Raw genomic sequence first — 340 nt, 5'->3', positions numbered from 1 at the left:
AGGGTAAAGCCATGAAAAATATTGGTTAGATTGAATAATGGGGATAAAAATGATTGCAATTGAGCGATACCAGGTAAAGGAAAGATATTTATNNNAAACAAGGACAATATCAGATTAAAGATAATTACTATTATAATAGATACAATTATTATACCAAATGCTGTTCTCCAACCTAGATTAAACATAGATTTATATACACCTAAAACAGCTATAAAGGCTATAATTAATCCTGAAATCCCTAATATGAAACTTTTATCATACAATCGAAATAAATATAAAAAATATTATTATTATGACAGCTGCTATTTCTGAAAGTAAAACAGCACCCATGGCCCTTGAA

The organism is Candidatus Nanopusillus massiliensis, from assembly GCF_920984865.1.
This window is presented reverse-complemented; position numbering follows the sequence as displayed.